The organism is Suilimivivens aceti (assembly GCF_025567405.1).
GTDB lineage: Bacteria > Bacillota > Clostridia > Lachnospirales > Lachnospiraceae > Suilimivivens > Suilimivivens aceti.
In genome coordinates this window covers 37,640-52,300 of sequence record NZ_JAOQKJ010000002.1, presented here as the reverse complement: position 1 = coordinate 52,300, position 14,661 = coordinate 37,640, and the positions used below count along the sequence as shown (strand labels likewise).

At 44.6% G+C, this 14,661-nt stretch carries 19 protein-coding genes; all 19 read right to left on the bottom strand.

Annotated features, from left to right (window positions below; translation table 11 throughout):
• Window positions 1-75: 75 nt before the first annotated feature.
• Window positions 76-951, bottom strand: coding sequence for a peptidoglycan editing factor PgeF (gene pgeF, locus OCV77_RS01985; protein WP_262572881.1), 876 nt, complete (start codon window positions 949-951; stop codon window positions 76-78).
• Between the two features lie 32 nt (window positions 952-983).
• A complete protein-coding gene (locus OCV77_RS01980; RefSeq protein WP_262572878.1) occupies window positions 984-1,349 on the bottom strand; it encodes a YraN family protein in 366 nt (121 codons plus the stop codon).
• A gap of 8 nt (window positions 1,350-1,357) precedes the next feature.
• Window positions 1,358-1,648 carry an EscU/YscU/HrcU family type III secretion system export apparatus switch protein gene (locus OCV77_RS01975; protein ID WP_262572875.1) on the bottom strand — a complete coding sequence of 97 codons (291 nt, stop codon included), beginning with the start codon at window positions 1,646-1,648 and terminating at the stop codon, window positions 1,358-1,360.
• A gap of 10 nt (window positions 1,649-1,658) precedes the next feature.
• Complete coding sequence (gene fliK, locus OCV77_RS01970; RefSeq protein WP_262572872.1) at window positions 1,659-3,317, bottom strand: flagellar hook-length control protein FliK; 1,659 nt, start codon at window positions 3,315-3,317, stop codon at window positions 1,659-1,661.
• Between the two features lie 8 nt (window positions 3,318-3,325).
• Window positions 3,326-4,105 (bottom strand): ribonuclease HII, encoded by a 780-nt coding sequence (locus OCV77_RS01965; protein WP_262572870.1) that lies wholly within the window; start codon window positions 4,103-4,105, stop codon window positions 3,326-3,328.
• 11 nt (window positions 4,106-4,116) lie between these two features.
• Window positions 4,117-4,665 (bottom strand): signal peptidase I, encoded by a 549-nt coding sequence (gene lepB / locus OCV77_RS01960; RefSeq protein WP_262572867.1) that lies wholly within the window; start codon window positions 4,663-4,665, stop codon window positions 4,117-4,119.
• The gene (gene ylqF / locus OCV77_RS01955; RefSeq protein WP_262572865.1) at window positions 4,656-5,507 is read right to left on the bottom strand and encodes a ribosome biogenesis GTPase YlqF; all 852 of its coding nucleotides are present in this window, start codon (window positions 5,505-5,507) and stop codon (window positions 4,656-4,658) included. The genes lepB (OCV77_RS01960) and ylqF overlap by 10 nt, the downstream gene beginning before the upstream one ends.
• Window positions 5,507-6,088: a signal peptidase I gene (gene lepB, locus OCV77_RS01950; protein ID WP_262572863.1), complete on the bottom strand. Its 582-nt coding sequence runs from the start codon at window positions 6,086-6,088 to the stop codon at window positions 5,507-5,509. Before lepB (OCV77_RS01950) ends, ylqF begins: the two co-directional genes overlap by 1 nt.
• Before the next feature lie 109 nt (window positions 6,089-6,197).
• Window positions 6,198-6,545: a 50S ribosomal protein L19 gene (gene rplS / locus OCV77_RS01945; protein ID WP_118797077.1), complete on the bottom strand. Its 348-nt coding sequence runs from the start codon at window positions 6,543-6,545 to the stop codon at window positions 6,198-6,200.
• 122 nt (window positions 6,546-6,667) lie between these two features.
• Entirely contained in the window at window positions 6,668-7,480 is an 813-nt protein-coding gene (gene trmD, locus OCV77_RS01940; protein WP_262572861.1) for a tRNA (guanosine(37)-N1)-methyltransferase TrmD, read from the bottom strand.
• 7 nt (window positions 7,481-7,487) lie between these two features.
• Entirely contained in the window at window positions 7,488-8,006 is a 519-nt protein-coding gene (gene rimM / locus OCV77_RS01935; protein ID WP_262573356.1) for a ribosome maturation factor RimM, read from the bottom strand.
• A gap of 59 nt (window positions 8,007-8,065) precedes the next feature.
• Window positions 8,066-8,293: a KH domain-containing protein gene (locus OCV77_RS01930; protein ID WP_118797079.1), complete on the bottom strand. Its 228-nt coding sequence runs from the start codon at window positions 8,291-8,293 to the stop codon at window positions 8,066-8,068.
• Window positions 8,294-8,322: 29 nt separating this feature from the next.
• A complete protein-coding gene (gene rpsP, locus OCV77_RS01925) occupies window positions 8,323-8,568 on the bottom strand; it encodes a 30S ribosomal protein S16 (protein WP_118797080.1) in 246 nt (81 codons plus the stop codon).
• A 62-nt stretch (window positions 8,569-8,630) separates the two neighbouring features.
• The gene (gene ffh / locus OCV77_RS01920; protein ID WP_262572858.1) at window positions 8,631-9,989 is read right to left on the bottom strand and encodes a signal recognition particle protein; all 1,359 of its coding nucleotides are present in this window, start codon (window positions 9,987-9,989) and stop codon (window positions 8,631-8,633) included.
• Between the two features lie 2 nt (window positions 9,990-9,991).
• Window positions 9,992-10,333 (bottom strand): YlxM family DNA-binding protein, encoded by a 342-nt coding sequence (ylxM, locus tag OCV77_RS01915; protein ID WP_118797082.1) that lies wholly within the window; start codon window positions 10,331-10,333, stop codon window positions 9,992-9,994.
• A gap of 87 nt (window positions 10,334-10,420) precedes the next feature.
• The gene (locus OCV77_RS01910; protein WP_262572854.1) at window positions 10,421-11,269 is read right to left on the bottom strand and encodes an AraC family transcriptional regulator; all 849 of its coding nucleotides are present in this window, start codon (window positions 11,267-11,269) and stop codon (window positions 10,421-10,423) included.
• Window positions 11,270-11,273: 4 nt separating this feature from the next.
• A complete protein-coding gene (locus tag OCV77_RS01905) occupies window positions 11,274-12,380 on the bottom strand; it encodes a glycoside hydrolase family 25 protein (RefSeq protein ID WP_118797084.1) in 1,107 nt (368 codons plus the stop codon).
• A gap of 82 nt (window positions 12,381-12,462) precedes the next feature.
• The gene (locus OCV77_RS01900; RefSeq protein ID WP_262572821.1) at window positions 12,463-13,329 is read right to left on the bottom strand and encodes a YitT family protein; all 867 of its coding nucleotides are present in this window, start codon (window positions 13,327-13,329) and stop codon (window positions 12,463-12,465) included.
• 120 nt (window positions 13,330-13,449) lie between these two features.
• Complete coding sequence (ilvA, locus tag OCV77_RS01895; RefSeq protein WP_262573354.1) at window positions 13,450-14,661, bottom strand: threonine ammonia-lyase; 1,212 nt, start codon at window positions 14,659-14,661, stop codon at window positions 13,450-13,452.

The following is a 14,661-nucleotide window of genomic DNA, read 5'->3' as shown; positions in this document are numbered from 1 at the left end:
GCCCCGCAGGGCTTTCTTTTGCTTCCTGTGTTTATAGTAAAACACAGGATTGTTAAGTATTATCAGGGAATTTCTTTAAGATTTTCTTAATTCCATAAAAGCAGCCAGATTCCCCCGTTTTCCATGGCTTGCCCGGTGCGAAAACAGATAATCCGGATTATGACAGGTACAGATATCAGTAATTTCCAGATGCTCTTTTAAGATCCCGGCATCCAGAAGTACCTTTTCATTCGCCTTCCAGAGATCAAGCTGGTATTTTCCTTCTCTTTTCCCCGGAAGAACAATTCCCTTCTGCTCCGGGAATTCCTTTAAGAAGGGTTCTGCCACATCAAAGCCAACCTCATAACAGTCTGCACAGATTGACGGGCCTATGGCAGCATACACATCCTCCGGTCTTGTTCCAAAAGCATTTTTCATGGCAAGCAGCGTCTTTTCCCCCATTCTTTCTACCGTACCCCGCCAGCCGGAATGGGAAAGTCCGATTGCCCTATGTCTGACATCCACAAAAAACAGCGGCACGCAGTCAGCATAAAAGGTGGCAAGTAAAAGCCCAGGTGTATCCGTGATCAGTCCGTCCACATCCGTAAACTCTCTTTCCCTTGTAACACCCTTCCCAGCATCTTCCTCTGTTACCAGCCGTACATTTGTCGTATGAGTCTGATGGGAGCATACAATCCTGTCCGGTGTCTCATCGAAAATGGCTGCCACTCTCCTGAAATTTTCATCTACAGCTCCCGCTTCATCCCCTCTTGTATAACTGAGATTTAAGGATGAAAAAATGCCGGTACTGACACCGCCCATTCTTGTTGTAAACAGATGGTCTGCAATACCGGTTTTTGCAAGCTGCGGAAAACATAAATATTCCAGTTCACCATATTTTTTCTGCTGTAATATCTCCGCTTCCCCGATCCTTATAACCGGATAACAGGAAGCTGCTTCCTCTAATAACATAACCTATACCCTTTCCGGAATCCGGTCTTAATCTACCAGGCACATGCCCCTGTATAGGGGAATGCGTTCTGATACCAGCTGATTTCTTCTCCAAGTATAGCCACTACATCATACCTGACCTGGTATCTGAAAAAGTGGCGGTTCCTGCTTCGGTAAAAATCAGATGCCCTGCATATCTTTTTCTGTTTGGCTGCAGTTACTGCTTCCTCCGGAAGTCCCTTTCCTTTGCTCTTTCTGTATTTTACTTCCACAAATACAAGATATTCCCCGTGGATACCAACAAGGTCAATCTCTCCCTGTCTGCAGTAAAAATTCTTTTCAAGTATCTGAAACCCCTGCTGTATCAGATAAGCTGCGGCTCTTTCCTCGTAAACCGCTCCCGTTTCTCTTTTGTTCAATCCTTCTCCTATCGTACCTTATCCATTTTTGCCTTGATCTTATCCATGGCATCCACAAAAACAAGGATCTCCGCTACCACCTCATAAAGTTCCGGCGGGATCATTTCTCCGATTTCCAGTCTTGACAGCGTTTCTGCCAGAGAATCATCCCTGTGTACCGGTACCTTGGACTCCTGTGCTCTCTCTATGATCCTTTCTGCCAGCATGCCTTTTCCGGACGCAATGACCTTCGGCGCTTCTTCTGCAGGGTCATAGGAGAGGGCAATGGCCTGTTTTACCTTTTCTTTCTTTTCTTTCATAGCCTGTCTCCTATGCTCTGGCATCAAAGGAGCTGCTGGATATCAGAACCTTTTCCTTTGATGATACCTTTTTATCCCTGTCCAGCATTTCATCTATTGGATGCTGTGCCTTGTCCTTCTGTTCAAAAGAAGCGTCCATGGAATATCCTCTCTTCATCAGTCTCTGGTTCAATGTATCAATATTGGCCGCCACCAGATCAAGTGCCTTTTCATCTGAAAGGCAGAATTTCGTTGATACATGGCTGTCTCTCAGGCTGACATGGATATCTATCTCACCAAGATGCTCCAGGTCAAGGTGCAGGAGTGCACTGACCTGCCCATCCTTCTTTGCAAGATTCTTTTTATTGGTATAAACATAGAGCTCCCCGGCAGCTTCCTGCCCTGACAGCTTCAGCGGAAGCTGTACATAGGTAAACATCTGGTTCAGCTGATTCATAAACTCTACATTAGAAGAAAGATTCTGAATTGACTGGGACAGTGCAGGATTTTCCTTTGCCATTCCCTGCAGTGCCTGATTCATCCGTGAAAGCTGACTGTCCAGTCTCTCATAGAGCTTTTCCACCTGACCATCCTCTCCAACCTCGTCCGGTGTCAGAAGGAATTTCTCTGTCAGGCCCTTTTTCAGGTTTTCAAGGAACTCATTATCCTTAAGCAGCTCCAGGATACCATTCTTCTGTTCGGTTGACAGCCTGCCATCCTTCACCAGCCTGCCAAGCTCTGTAAGAAGCTCCTTTGCCGGCAGTTCCCCTTTCAGACAGGCATTTACCGTTTCTTCAGAAAATCCGGCTTTCTGCAGGACATCTGAAAGCGCCATTCCTAAGCCTTTCTCTCCTGCCTGTTCTGCCATTCCCGGCATAAACGGGAGCTTTTCCTTCCCTGCATTTTCTTCTGGAGCTTCTGTCATTACAGCATTTTTGAAGGTCTGAATGACATTGTCATCTCCTGCCATATTTTCCTCTGTCTGTACATTCTCTGTCCCGGAAGGCTCACCAAGGACTACTTTCAAAAAAGTAAATACATCCTCCGGATTATCTGAAGCAGCCAGAGAAGAAAGCTGCTCCGCCACCTCTCCCATCAGGATTTTTACCCCCTCTGTTACCTGACCTTCATAATTTTTGTAGGACTGAAGCTGCGTGATATTCTCTTCCGTCACCGGAAGCCCCATCCTGTTAAGCTGTACCAGTGTGGTAATATCCGCATCCATATGGGCATTCACAGTCCTGTACATGGAAGAAAGAGAATCCGGATCCAGCTTCATTCCTTCCTTCATCATGGCTTCCACCATCTTCATGGTTTCTTCATTTCTTGGAAGTCCTGCAAGCTCAAGTGCTTTCTCTGCTCCTGAACCGGATGTCATATTTTCAAAAAGAGGACTTAAGACCACCTTCATCCCACCGATGGATTTAATTCCAAAGGTCAGCTGCTGGCCTGCCTCCACATCCATGGCAAGTGAAAGCCTTGCCCGAAGGAGCTGGTTTTTCCCTATTGCAAGCAGGATATCCTGTCCATCTGCTTCTATGACCTCTCCTGTCACAGACTGCCCGGGCATCTTGCCCTCCATCTCCTTCATGCCGTTTCTCAGACCCTTTTCCAGCGTGGAAAAGGACATATCACGACTGTTCTCCTGTATCTGCTGATTTCCCTGTGTAAATAAAGAAGAAAGCCTCATAACGCCTCCTATAGAAAGTTCCTGATAAAGCTCCTCCGGTGGATTGGTGTCGGACCAAGTTCCCGGATGGCTGCAATATGCTCTGCGGATCCATAGCCCTTGTTGGCTGCAAAGCCATAGCCCGGATACGTCTTCTCATATTCAGTCATCAGCCGGTCTCTTGTCACCTTGGCAATAATGCTTGCTGCCGCTATGGAAATACTCTTGGCATCTCCCTTGATGATCGGTACCTGTCTGATCGTTACCTCAGGTATGGTAACCGCATCATTCAGAAGAAGATCCGGCACAGGATCAAGTTCTCCTATGGCCATACGCATAGCTTCATAGGTAGCCTGCAGAATATTGATCTCATCGATCCTCTCCGGCGTCACAAAGCCAAGTCCCGTACTGACCGCCTTTTCCATGATCACCTCATAGAGCTCTTCTCTCTTTTTTTCGGATAACTGCTTGGAATCATTTAGATATAAAATATCACAGTTCTTTGGCAGGATCACGGTCCCTGCTACCACAGGTCCTGCCAGTGGTCCTCTTCCCACCTCATCAATTCCACAGATATAAGAATAACTATCATATTCCTTTTCAAAGCGTTTCATTGACTCAGTCCGTTTCAGTTCCTTTTCATAGGCATCTATCTGCTTTCCGGCCTGTTCTACCAGCTTTTTTACACCGCTTCTCTCATCTGTTTCATAAGTTCTGATAAACGTTTCGTGATCCTTTAAAAAATCAGGCAGCCCCGGTAAACTGGCTGCCTGTAATTGTTTCTTTATCTCTGCAATGCTTTCACTCATTTTCTGCTCCTTTACTGATGCCGGATCAGTCCTATCTGATCCAGCGGCCAGATCCGCATCCACGCTTTTCCTATGATCTCACTACGGTGGATATTCCCCACTACAGGATCCCGGCTGTCAGAACTGTTATTCCTGTTATCACCCATGACAAAATATTCATCTTTTCCAAGTGTGATCGGTTCATAAGCCCGGCCAGGATCAAGAATAACCTCTTTTCCATAGTGCTCCTCAAGCTCCTCACCGTCAATGAAGATCGTACCATTCTCATCAATATAGACTGTCTCACCCGGAAGACCTATGATACGCTTGATATAATATGTCTTATCCTCATAGCGGAATGGAAATACTATAATATCGAATCTTTCCGGATCAGAAAACCTGTAGGAAATTTTATCTACGATCAGATTGTTCCCATCATGAAGTGTCGGCTCCATGGAAGCACCGCTGACCTTCGTCCGCTGTCCAACATAAGTAACTACCAGAAATGTAAGGACAAGAACGATCAGTAAATAAATACTGGTGCTGAGTATCTCTTTTAATGTATTGTTTTTCACTTCCACTCCTCCGGACTCTCCAGCGTGATCCTGCCAAGTCTGCCACCCCTGAAATCATCTACGATGATACGGGAAGTCCTTAGAAGATCCGGTTCCTCTCCCTTCAGAAAGCACTTTCTCTGAATACTGATCTCCTTTAACATGGCATAAGCATCCCCGGATTCCTCTGTTTCATATCGTTCACGGATCTTCCCCTGATAATTCTTTTGCAGATAGATAAGGATGGCAGCTGCCAGCTCATCCGCATGAAGTATCTCATCATTGATGGAGCCAATCATGGCAAGCCTTTCACCTACCTGCTGATTTTCAAATCTTGGCCAGAGAATCCCCGGTGTGTCCAGAAGCTCCAGATTCTGATTCAGTCTGATCCACTGTTTTCCCTTGGTTACACCTGGCTTATTACCGGTTTTGGTACACCCCTTTCCGGCAAAAGCATTGATAAAGGTTGATTTCCCCACATTGGGAATACCGACCACCATAGCCCTGATAGGCCTGTTCTTAATACCTCTTCTTCTGTCTCTTTCGATCTTCTCCTTACAGGCCTCCTGCACAAGTCCCTGTACAGCACGCACACCGGCTCCTGTCCTTGCGTTGATCTCAAGAACATGAAAGCCCTTTTTCTTAAAATATTCCGTCCATGCCGCATTTCCTGCAGGATCAGCAAGATCTGCCTTATTCAGCAGGATCACCCTTGCTTTATTACCTGCCAGAGAATCGATATCCGGATTCTTGCTGCTCATGGGGGTTCTGGCATCCACTAACTCGATCACAAGATCGATCAGCTTTATATTTTCCTGCATCATCCGGACAGCCTTCGTCATATGCCCCGGATACCACTGATAATTCATTAATTTACAAACCCTGTCCCTTCCTCATCACAGGAAAGATGGAACCATACTTTTCCTGCGATTGTATCCTTCTTTACTGCTCCGATATTACCGGACCTGCTGTCTTCACTCATATTCCGGTTGTCTCCAAGAACAAAATATTCATCACTGCCAAGCTGTATCTCATTCCCGGCAATTCCATAATCTGCCATTTTATCATATTCATCCTCTGGAAGTCTCTCTCCATTGATGTATACGTACCCGTCTATGATCTGTATGCTTTCCCCAGGCAATCCCACGATCCGTTTCAGATAATAATGGGAGTTCTGATTGCCGTTTGGCAGAAATGCTATCACATCTCCCCGCTTCGGTGATGTGATTTTATAAATAAAACGGTTAATCAGTACTTCCTGTCCATTATACAGGGCAGGTTCCATGGAAACTCCTACCATACTGATCTTCATGCCAACAGAAAATACCAGCACAAAAGCAAGAAAAACCGCCACTCCGCAATAAAACAGTGTGGAAAGGATCTCATGGATCGTAGATTTGTTAATTTTCTTTTCCTTTTCATAAAAGGTCAATCCCTTTTTCCTTGCCATGCCATTTTCCTCCCTGGCCATTACAAATTATTTTAACATACATCAAAAGATAAAGAAAGAGTAAAAAAAGACAGCCACCATGCAGCAGCTGTCTTTCTGAAAGCTCTTCTTATTTAACGATCTCTTTAACCTTTGCCTTCTTACCAACACGATCTCTTAAGTAGTTCAGCTTAGCTCTTCTTACTTTACCCTTACGGACAACTTCGATCTTCTCTACGTTAGGGGAATGTACAGGCCATGTCTTCTCTACGCCTACGCCATTGGAAGACTTTCTTACGGTGAAGGTCTCTCTTGCGCCGGTTCCCTGTCTCTTCAGGACAGTTCCTTCGAAGATCTGGATTCTTTCGTGGTTACCTTCTCTGATCTTACCGTGTACTCTTACGGTATCACCTACGTTGAATTCTGCTACTTCAGCCTTTAACTGAGCATCTTCAATGTTCTTAATGATTTCGTTCATATTTGCCTCCTTGAATCAACTGGATGTTCTTAATACCTTGGTAACAGAGGACCATCTCATTTTTGCAACGTTAATAATTTATCATATAACCCATATAAAAGCAAGTGTTTTTCACCATTTTTTCAAAAATGCTCCTCCTCAGCTTTTTTTCTGGCTTCCTTTTGAAGCTTTCTTCTGAGTCGTTCTTCCTTTTTTGCCTTTTTCACGAAATACTCCTGATGGGACTCTGCCCAGCTCTCATATAGCTCTGGTCTGACCTCTTTTGTTTTTGCAAGGGATTTTTCAAGCCGCCATTCTTCGACCTTTGCGTGATCTCCTGACAGCAGTACTTCAGGTACCCTTTCCCCTTCCCAGATCTCCGGTCTTGTATACTGTGGATATTCAAGGAGCCCATCATCAAAGCTCTCTGTCTGTGCAGATTCTTCATTTCCAAGAACACCAGGCACATTTCTGGCAATCGCATCCATCATTACCATAGCCGGCAGCTCTCCGCCAGTCAACACATAATCACCAATAGAAACGTAATCTGTCACTATCCTTTGAAGGACTCTTTCATCGATCCCTTCATAATGTCCACATAGAAAGATCAGATCCTCTTCTCTGGCAAGCTCTCTTGCCAGCTGCTGGGAGAAAACCTGTCCTGTAGGAGTTAAATAGATGACTCTGACTTTTTCCTCTCCTGCAGTTTTCTTTCTTGTCTGTATCCCTTCTATTACCGCCTGGCAGGCATCATAAACAGGCTGTGCCTGCATCAGCATGCCGGCACCGCCTCCGTACGGATAATCATCTACTTTTTTATGTCTGCTCTTTGTATAATCCCGGATATTTACTGCTTCCAGAGATAATATTCCCTTTTCAGCGGCTCGTCCGAGGATACTGGTTGTAAACCCGTCACGGATCATATCCGGAAATAATGTCAGTACATGAAAAAACATAGCTGCCTCACTTTTCTGAAAGAAGTCCATCTAACAGATGTACCTTCATAAAGCCCTGTTCCACATCTACCTGTAAAATACAGTCTTTGATCGCCGGGATCAGCACTTCTTTTCCTGTATTCTGATCTGTTACAATATAGACATCATTGGCACCGGTTTCCAGTACATCCTTCAATGTCCCCTGAAAGGATCCGTCCTCATTCTCTACAAAAAGGCCGATGAGATCAGCAATAAAATACTCATCCTTTTTCAGCTTGACCGCATTCTCTCTCGTTACATAGAGACTTTTTCCCCGGTATCTTTCGATATCGTTGATATCGTCAATCCCCTTAAATTTCAGGATCACAAACTGTTTGAAGAATTTCACTCCCTCTATGGTAAGGGGAAGCGTCTCCTTACCGGTATCCAGCAGCACTTCCTTCAGCTTTTTAAATCTATTCACATCATCTGTTGTCGGAAATACTTTCACTTCTCCACGGATTCCGTGAGTGGAGGAAATAATGCCGACCTGCAGAATATTTTCCATCATGTCTCCTATCCTTTATAAAAAAGGGAGTCCTATGCGGGCTCCCCTTCTCATACACATTAGACGATTTCCACGTCAACCTTCTTGTTTTCCTTAGATGATGCAGCTTTCACAACAGAACGGATAGCCTTTGCAATCCTTCCCTGCTTACCGATCACCTTTCCCATATCAGCTGCAGCTACGTGAAGCTCAAGTGTAACATGCTTACCCTCTTCCTTCTCTGTCACTGTAACCTCTTCCGGATGTTCAACAAGCGCTTTTGCAATTACTTCAACTAATTCTTTCATAGTCTACCTCCAAAGGCCGCCAACAATTCCTACTTTTCAATACCTGCCTGCTTGAAAATTCTGCTGACAACTTCTGTAGGCTGTGCTCCGTTTGCAAGCCACTTCTTTGCAAGCTCCTCATTTACCTTGAAGGTACTGGGGTCTGTGTTAGGATCATAAGTACCGATCTCCTCGATACATCTTCCGTCTCTGGGGGATCTGGAGTCTGCTACTACGATTCTATAAAAAGGAGCTTTCTTCTGACCCATTCTTCTTAATCTGATTTTTACTGCCATGTTTTTCACCTCCGAAAAATTTTGTTTATATTTGAATTGAAATTCAAAACACTGTCATATCCCTAAAAAGGGAATCTCATGCCGCCGAAACCGCCACGGCCACGCTTGCCGCCCATAAGTCCCGGCATCTGCTTCATCATCTTCTGAGACTGCTCAAACTGTTTGATGAATCTGTTTACTACCGCAATATCAACGCCTGCTCCTCTGGCGATCCTGTGCTTTCTGCTCGGATTCAAAAGCTTCGGGTTCTTTCTCTCTGCAGGAGTCATGCTGAAAATAATAGCCTCTGTCCTGGCAAGCTGCTTTTCATCGATCATGGATTCCAGATCCATGCCCTTACCACCTGTGCCGGGAAGCATCTTCAGGATACTGGCAAGACCACCCATATTCCGCATCTGCTTCATGCTCTCCAGATAATCATCGAAATCAAACTTTCCCTTCTTCATACGGGAAGCCATTTCTTTCTCTTTATTCTCATCAATGGAGATATTTTCCTGTGCTTTCTCGATCAGGGAAAGTACATCTCCCATGCCGAGAATCCTTGAAGCCATACGATCCGGATAAAACTGCTCCAGATCAGAAAGCTTCTCTCCCATACCAACGTACAGGATCGGCTTACCAGTCACTGCTTTGACGGACAGTGCCGCACCACCTCTGGTATCACCATCCATCTTGGAAAGGATGACACCGTCGATTCCTATCTGATCGTTAAAGGCCTTGGCTACCGTAACGGCATCCTGACCTGTCATGGCATCTACAACAAGCAGCGTCTGATGGACTTCAACTGCCTTCTTGATCTCCTGAAGTTCTTCCATCATCTCTTCATCTACATGAAGACGTCCGGCCGTATCAAGGATCACTACGTTATTTCCATTCTTCTTCGCATGCTCAATAGCAGCCTTTGCGATATTTGCAGGCTTCTGATTTTCTCCCATGGAGAAAACCTCTACCTTCTGCTTCTCACCATTGATCTGCAGCTGTTTGATTGCCGCCGGCCTGTACACATCACAGGCTGCAAGGAGTGGGGTTTTTCCCTTCAGCTTCAGCTTACCGGCAATCTTGGCCGTAGTAGTTGTTTTACCTGCACCCTGCAGACCGCACATCATGATCACGGTAATGGCCTTTCCTGGCTGGAATGCGATCTCTGTGGTTTCCGATCCCATCAGTGCAACCATTTCTTCATTTACGATCTTGATCACCATCTGTCCGGGATTCAGACCGTTCATCACATCTGCGCCGATGGCTCTTTCTTCTACCGCCTTGATAAACTGCTTTACTACCTTGAAATTAACATCCGCTTCTAACAGAGCAAGCTTGACTTCCTTCAATGCCGCCTTGACGTCATCCTCTGTAAGCCTCCCCTTACTGCGAAGGTTCTTAAATACATTCTGGAGTTTATCTGTTAAACTTTCAAATGCCATTCCTAAAGCTCCTTTAAGATTTCACAGCACAGGCTGTTTACTCTGCCAAGAATTTCTTCCTTTGTCAGTTCGGTATTTTCTGACAGATGCTTCATCTCATCTACCCCGCTTCTGATCTTCAGGAAACGCTCAACAAGATGCAGCTTATTTTCATACTCTGTAAGCATGTGATTGCACCGTCTCACCATATCATGGACTCCCTGCCTGGAAATTCCATTTTCCTGTGCGATCTCACTTAAGGAAAGATCATTGTACACCACATCCTCATATATTTTTTTCTGATGCTCTGTCAGAAGCTCTCCATAAAAATCATACAAAAGCCCCTGTTCAACAATTCTTTCCATGCAATCACCTTTGCTAGAATACAACAAAAAAATCACACTGTCAAGCATTTTTACTTGACAATATGATTTTATTTTTCATCTCACTTCTCAGAATGCCGATGGCTGCTTCCCAAGTATTTTTTTGCAGGCTCTGTGAAAAGTGGAATAATCATGAAATCCACTTTCAAGACATGCCGTCGTAGCCGGAACACCTGCCTGTATCATTTCCTTTGCGAGCAGGATCCTTTTCTCCAGAATATACTGGTGCATGGAATATCCGGTTTCTTCTTTGAATTTACGCATCATGTGATATTTACTGATATAAAACTGTTCTGCAAGTTTATCAATGGACAGCGGTGCCTTCAGATGCCCGTTGATATAATGAAGGATCTCCACAGTCTTATGATCATAGGTTGCCATCTTATGAAAAACATCCGGATTATCCATGCAGCATCTGGCGAGTTCGATCAATAATTTCATAAGAAGCAGTCTTTCATAAGTATTGTATGCATACTCCTTATTTTCTTCTGCAGCTTCAATCAGCCTGCTGTTTTCAAATATCCTGCTGCTGTCACCGGGCGATAACCGTATCACACAGCTTCCTTCTCTGTCTGCCAACGCAAAACACTGTTTCAGATCACAGTCTTCTGACGAATACTCCTTTAAAAACTGCTCTGAAATATAAAAATTATAACGTTCATAGGGTACATCCGTTCCTATAAAAGGCTTATGGATCTGCCCCTTCCCAACAAGCAGGATATCATAGGGCTTCAGCTGATACGCTTTTCCTTCAATATGATACTCCACATTCCCCTCCTGGAACCAGATCAGTTTGTAAAAATCATGATAGTGATATGGATAATCGATCGGTTTCTTATCCTTTAAATGAAACAGCCTGAAATCCTCCAGCAGATATCCTGTTTTTATGGTCTCTGCTTCCTGTAAAAGTTCTTTCATCCTTTTACTCCTGCTCATCTCCAAAATCTGTCATACAGACATTCAGATCCACATCTCCCTTGATCCCGCTGATGCTGCCCTTTGAACTGTATTGCCAGACATCAAATTCGTAAGGGAAATATACCGGTGTATTGTAGTATGCAAACCATTTATGATATTCCTCAAGCTGGGACATATCCAGCATGATCAGGAATGTTTTCAGGTTTCCATAGATCATTGGTGTATAACCGGCCTTTTTGATCGTTTCACAGAAAGCAATACAATTCTTTGTATACTGTTCCTTCGTAAGATCCTCAGTTCTTGCATTCTTGCTTGTCACTTCCTCCAGATCATATACTACCGGATAAGTAACATCATATGGCTCCAGCAGATCCAGTACAAACTCTGCTTCCTCTACTGCTTCTTCCTCTGTAATCGCCTGGGTAAAGAAGTATGCTCCTACCTGAATATCATTGTCAAGCGCCCCTTCCATATTCTCCTTAAATCGTTCGTCGGCCATCATGCGCCCTTCTGTACTGCCCCTGACACCAGCCCTTATAAAAGCGTAGCTGACACCATCATCTGCCACCTTTTTCCAGTCAATGGATTCCTGGAATCTGGAAACATCAATCCCTTTCTTTGAAAGTACCACATCAGTATCATCCACATATTCGATCTGCCCGTTTTCAAGCTGTTTGAAATTATCATAAACATAGCTGTGTTTCTTCAGCTTCTCGTCAATCGGGAAAAAGTGATAGCTGCCATCTGCATAAACAACTACATCCTCAGGAAAAAAATCTCTGAGGACAGCGGCTGTATTGGAGCCGCCATCCATTCTGCTTTTCAGCTCAGACAGGATCTCATTTTCTCCCGCTTCCTGTGCATCTGCTCTTGCTTCTTCCAGGTAGGAATCAAGATCTGCCTGGGTATAAATATAATGCTCAGATTCCTCTTCAAAGCTCTTAAGCTGTGCCATTGCTTCTTCACTCTGGCTCTTCAGGTCATAATTCTTCAGTACAAGCACGATACATGCGGTCAGTGCGGAAAGTGTGATCAGACACATGACGATATTGGTGATCATACTCCTTCTCTGCTGTTTTCTTCTTCTACGTACTCTATTGTTGTTATCCATACCGGTATTCCTGTTATCCTTTATCTTTTTGCTCTATTCTATCACATTAATCAGAAACGAAAAACCCCTGTATTCTTCGCAGCTATCTTCCTTTGTCAGCAAAAAAGCTTTTATAGCCTTCTCCGTAAATTTCAGATGCGTTGGTAATGATCATAAACGCTCCCTGGTCATCATTTTCCACCACTTCTTCTACCCGTGGTGCAAGCTGCTTCTTTACCACACACATGATCACTTTTTTCTCCGTATTGTGATAGGCACCACTTCCATTCAGAAAGGTTACGCCGATATCCACATCTTCCAGCAGCTTTTCAGCGATTCCTTCTGCTTTATCGCTGATGATATAGATCAGTCTCGCTTCATCACCTCCGTACAGTACGAAATCCAAAGCGACTGACGTAGCTACCGAGGATAGGATTCCATAAAGCACTGCATTAAAATTACCAAATACGATCCCAGACATTCCAATGATCGCAGCATCGAGCATCAGCATCAATGTCCCAGTTTTCATATGTGGGATCCTGATCTTCAGACATTTGATCACAATGTCTGCCCCTCCTGTTGTTCCTCCATTTCTCATTACGAGGCCTATTCCCACGCCGATCAGCGCTCCGCCGAATACCGCACCGAGAAGGGGATCATAGGTAACTGGTGTCATCAGATGGAACAGATCTGTAAAAAGGGAAACTGCAAGAATGGAATACAGGGTAGAAACCGTAAACTTCCATCCAAACTTCCGGATTCCAAGCAGAATGACCGGAATATTTAAGATCAGATACAGCATACCGGTACTCACCGGGATCAGCCGGTTGATCATGATGGCAAGTCCTGTAAAGCCACCCGGTGCCAGATCATTAGGATCTACAAACAACGCAACGCCTATGCCAAAAATACCACAGGCAATTGTAAGCATAGTGTACTTTTTTATATATCTGATTCCCTTTTTCTTCACCTAAGACCTCCTGTTCCGTGCGGTGCATCCTCTTTCTGCTTCCCCTCACATCTTCCACTCACAAAAAAGCCATATACTACCTATAGTATACGGCTTTTCCTGGAAATTTAAAGACAGTTACTAAATATTTGTACGAACCAGTCTCGGTTTGTAGTTTTCATCTTCCAATGCCTTAATAATCTGGGCTTTATGCTCCGATCCGAAGGCTTCCAGCGTGATCCGAAGCTCTACCGCAGCACTTCTGTTAATGGATATAAACTGGTTATGCTCCAGCTTGATCACATTACCGTTCTGCTTTGCGATCACATCTGCCACTCTGGACAGTTCACCTGGCTTATCTGGCAGAAGCACAGATACGGTAAAGATTCTGTCACGCAGGATCAGTCCCTGCTGTACAACAGAAGACATCGTGATCACATCCATATTGCCGCCGCTTAAGATAGAAACGATTTTTCTGCCCTTTACATCCAGATGCTTCAATGCTGCTACTGTAAGAAGTCCCGAATTTTCTACCACCATCTTGTGATTTTCAACCATATCAAGGAAAGCAACTACCAGCTCTTCATCCTCAACAGTAATGATATTATCCAGATTTTTTACAAGATATGGGAAAATCTTACTTCCAGGTGTCTTAACTGCTGTACCATCTGCGATCGTGCTTACTTTCGGCAGTGTCACTACCTTTCCTGCCTTTAAAGATTCCTGCAGACAGTTTGCTCCTGCGGGTTCCACACCGATCACCTGGATCTTCGGATTCAGGAGCTTTGCCAGTGTAGAAACACCGGTAGCCAGCCCTCCACCTCCAATGGGCACCAAAATATAATCCACAAGAGGCAGTTCCTTGAAGATCTCCATGGCAATTGTTCCCTGACCGGTCGCAACTACAGGATCATCAAATGGATGGATAAAGGTATAACCATGCTCCTTTGCAAGCTCATAGGCATGCTCACAGGCTTCATCATAAACATCTCCGTAAAGAACAACCTCAGCACCATAGCTCTTGGTTCTGTTGACTTTGATAAGAGGCGTTGTCGTAGGCATAACGATAACCGCCTTTACTCCATAGCACTTTGCCGCATAGGCAACACCCTGTGCATGGTTTCCTGCGGAGGCTGTGATCAGTCCCTTTTCCCGTTCCTCTTTGGTCAGGGTACTCAGCTTATAGTAAGCACCCCTGAGCTTATAGGCACCTGTAAACTGCATGTTTTCCGGTTTCAGATATACCTTATTCCCAGTCTGTGCACTGTAAAAATCACTGTAAACCAGCTTGGTCTCCTGGGTAACCTGCTTAACGACCTCTGAAGCCTCTTCGAATTTTTCAAGAGTCAGCAT

Excerpts from the sequence above, each read along its gene's own strand:
- ilvA (WP_262573354.1), bottom strand. The coding sequence starts at position 14,661 with ATGCTGACTCTTGAAAAATTCGAAGAGGCTTCAGAGGTCGTTAAGCAG.
- rplS (WP_118797077.1), bottom strand. The coding sequence starts at position 6,545 with ATGAACGAAATCATTAAGAACATTGAAGATGCTCAGTTAAAGGCTGAA.
- ylqF (WP_262572865.1), bottom strand. The coding sequence starts at position 5,507 with ATGAATTATCAGTGGTATCCGGGGCATATGACGAAGGCTGTCCGGATG.
- pgeF (WP_262572881.1), bottom strand. The coding sequence starts at position 951 with ATGTTATTAGAGGAAGCAGCTTCCTGTTATCCGGTTATAAGGATCGGG.
- OCV77_RS01965 (WP_262572870.1), bottom strand. The coding sequence starts at position 4,105 with ATGAGTGAAAGCATTGCAGAGATAAAGAAACAATTACAGGCAGCCAGT.
- lepB (WP_262572863.1), bottom strand. The coding sequence starts at position 6,088 with ATGGCAAGGAAAAAGGGATTGACCTTTTATGAAAAGGAAAAGAAAATT.
- fliK (WP_262572872.1), bottom strand. The coding sequence starts at position 3,317 with ATGAGGCTTTCTTCTTTATTTACACAGGGAAATCAGCAGATACAGGAG.
- OCV77_RS01930 (WP_118797079.1), bottom strand. The coding sequence starts at position 8,293 with ATGAAAGAATTAGTTGAAGTAATTGCAAAAGCGCTTGTTGAACATCCG.
- ylxM (WP_118797082.1), bottom strand. The coding sequence starts at position 10,333 with ATGGAAAGAATTGTTGAACAGGGGCTTTTGTATGATTTTTATGGAGAG.
- OCV77_RS01905 (WP_118797084.1), bottom strand. The coding sequence starts at position 12,380 with ATGGATAACAACAATAGAGTACGTAGAAGAAGAAAACAGCAGAGAAGG.
- ffh (WP_262572858.1), bottom strand. The coding sequence starts at position 9,989 with ATGGCATTTGAAAGTTTAACAGATAAACTCCAGAATGTATTTAAGAAC.
- OCV77_RS01975 (WP_262572875.1), bottom strand. The coding sequence starts at position 1,648 with ATGAAAGAAAAGAAAGAAAAGGTAAAACAGGCCATTGCCCTCTCCTAT.
- trmD (WP_262572861.1), bottom strand. The coding sequence starts at position 7,480 with ATGTTTTTTCATGTACTGACATTATTTCCGGATATGATCCGTGACGGG.
- rimM (WP_262573356.1), bottom strand. The coding sequence starts at position 8,006 with ATGGAAAATATTCTGCAGGTCGGCATTATTTCCTCCACTCACGGAATC.
- rpsP (WP_118797080.1), bottom strand. The coding sequence starts at position 8,568 with ATGGCAGTAAAAATCAGATTAAGAAGAATGGGTCAGAAGAAAGCTCCT.
- OCV77_RS01910 (WP_262572854.1), bottom strand. The coding sequence starts at position 11,269 with ATGAAAGAACTTTTACAGGAAGCAGAGACCATAAAAACAGGATATCTG.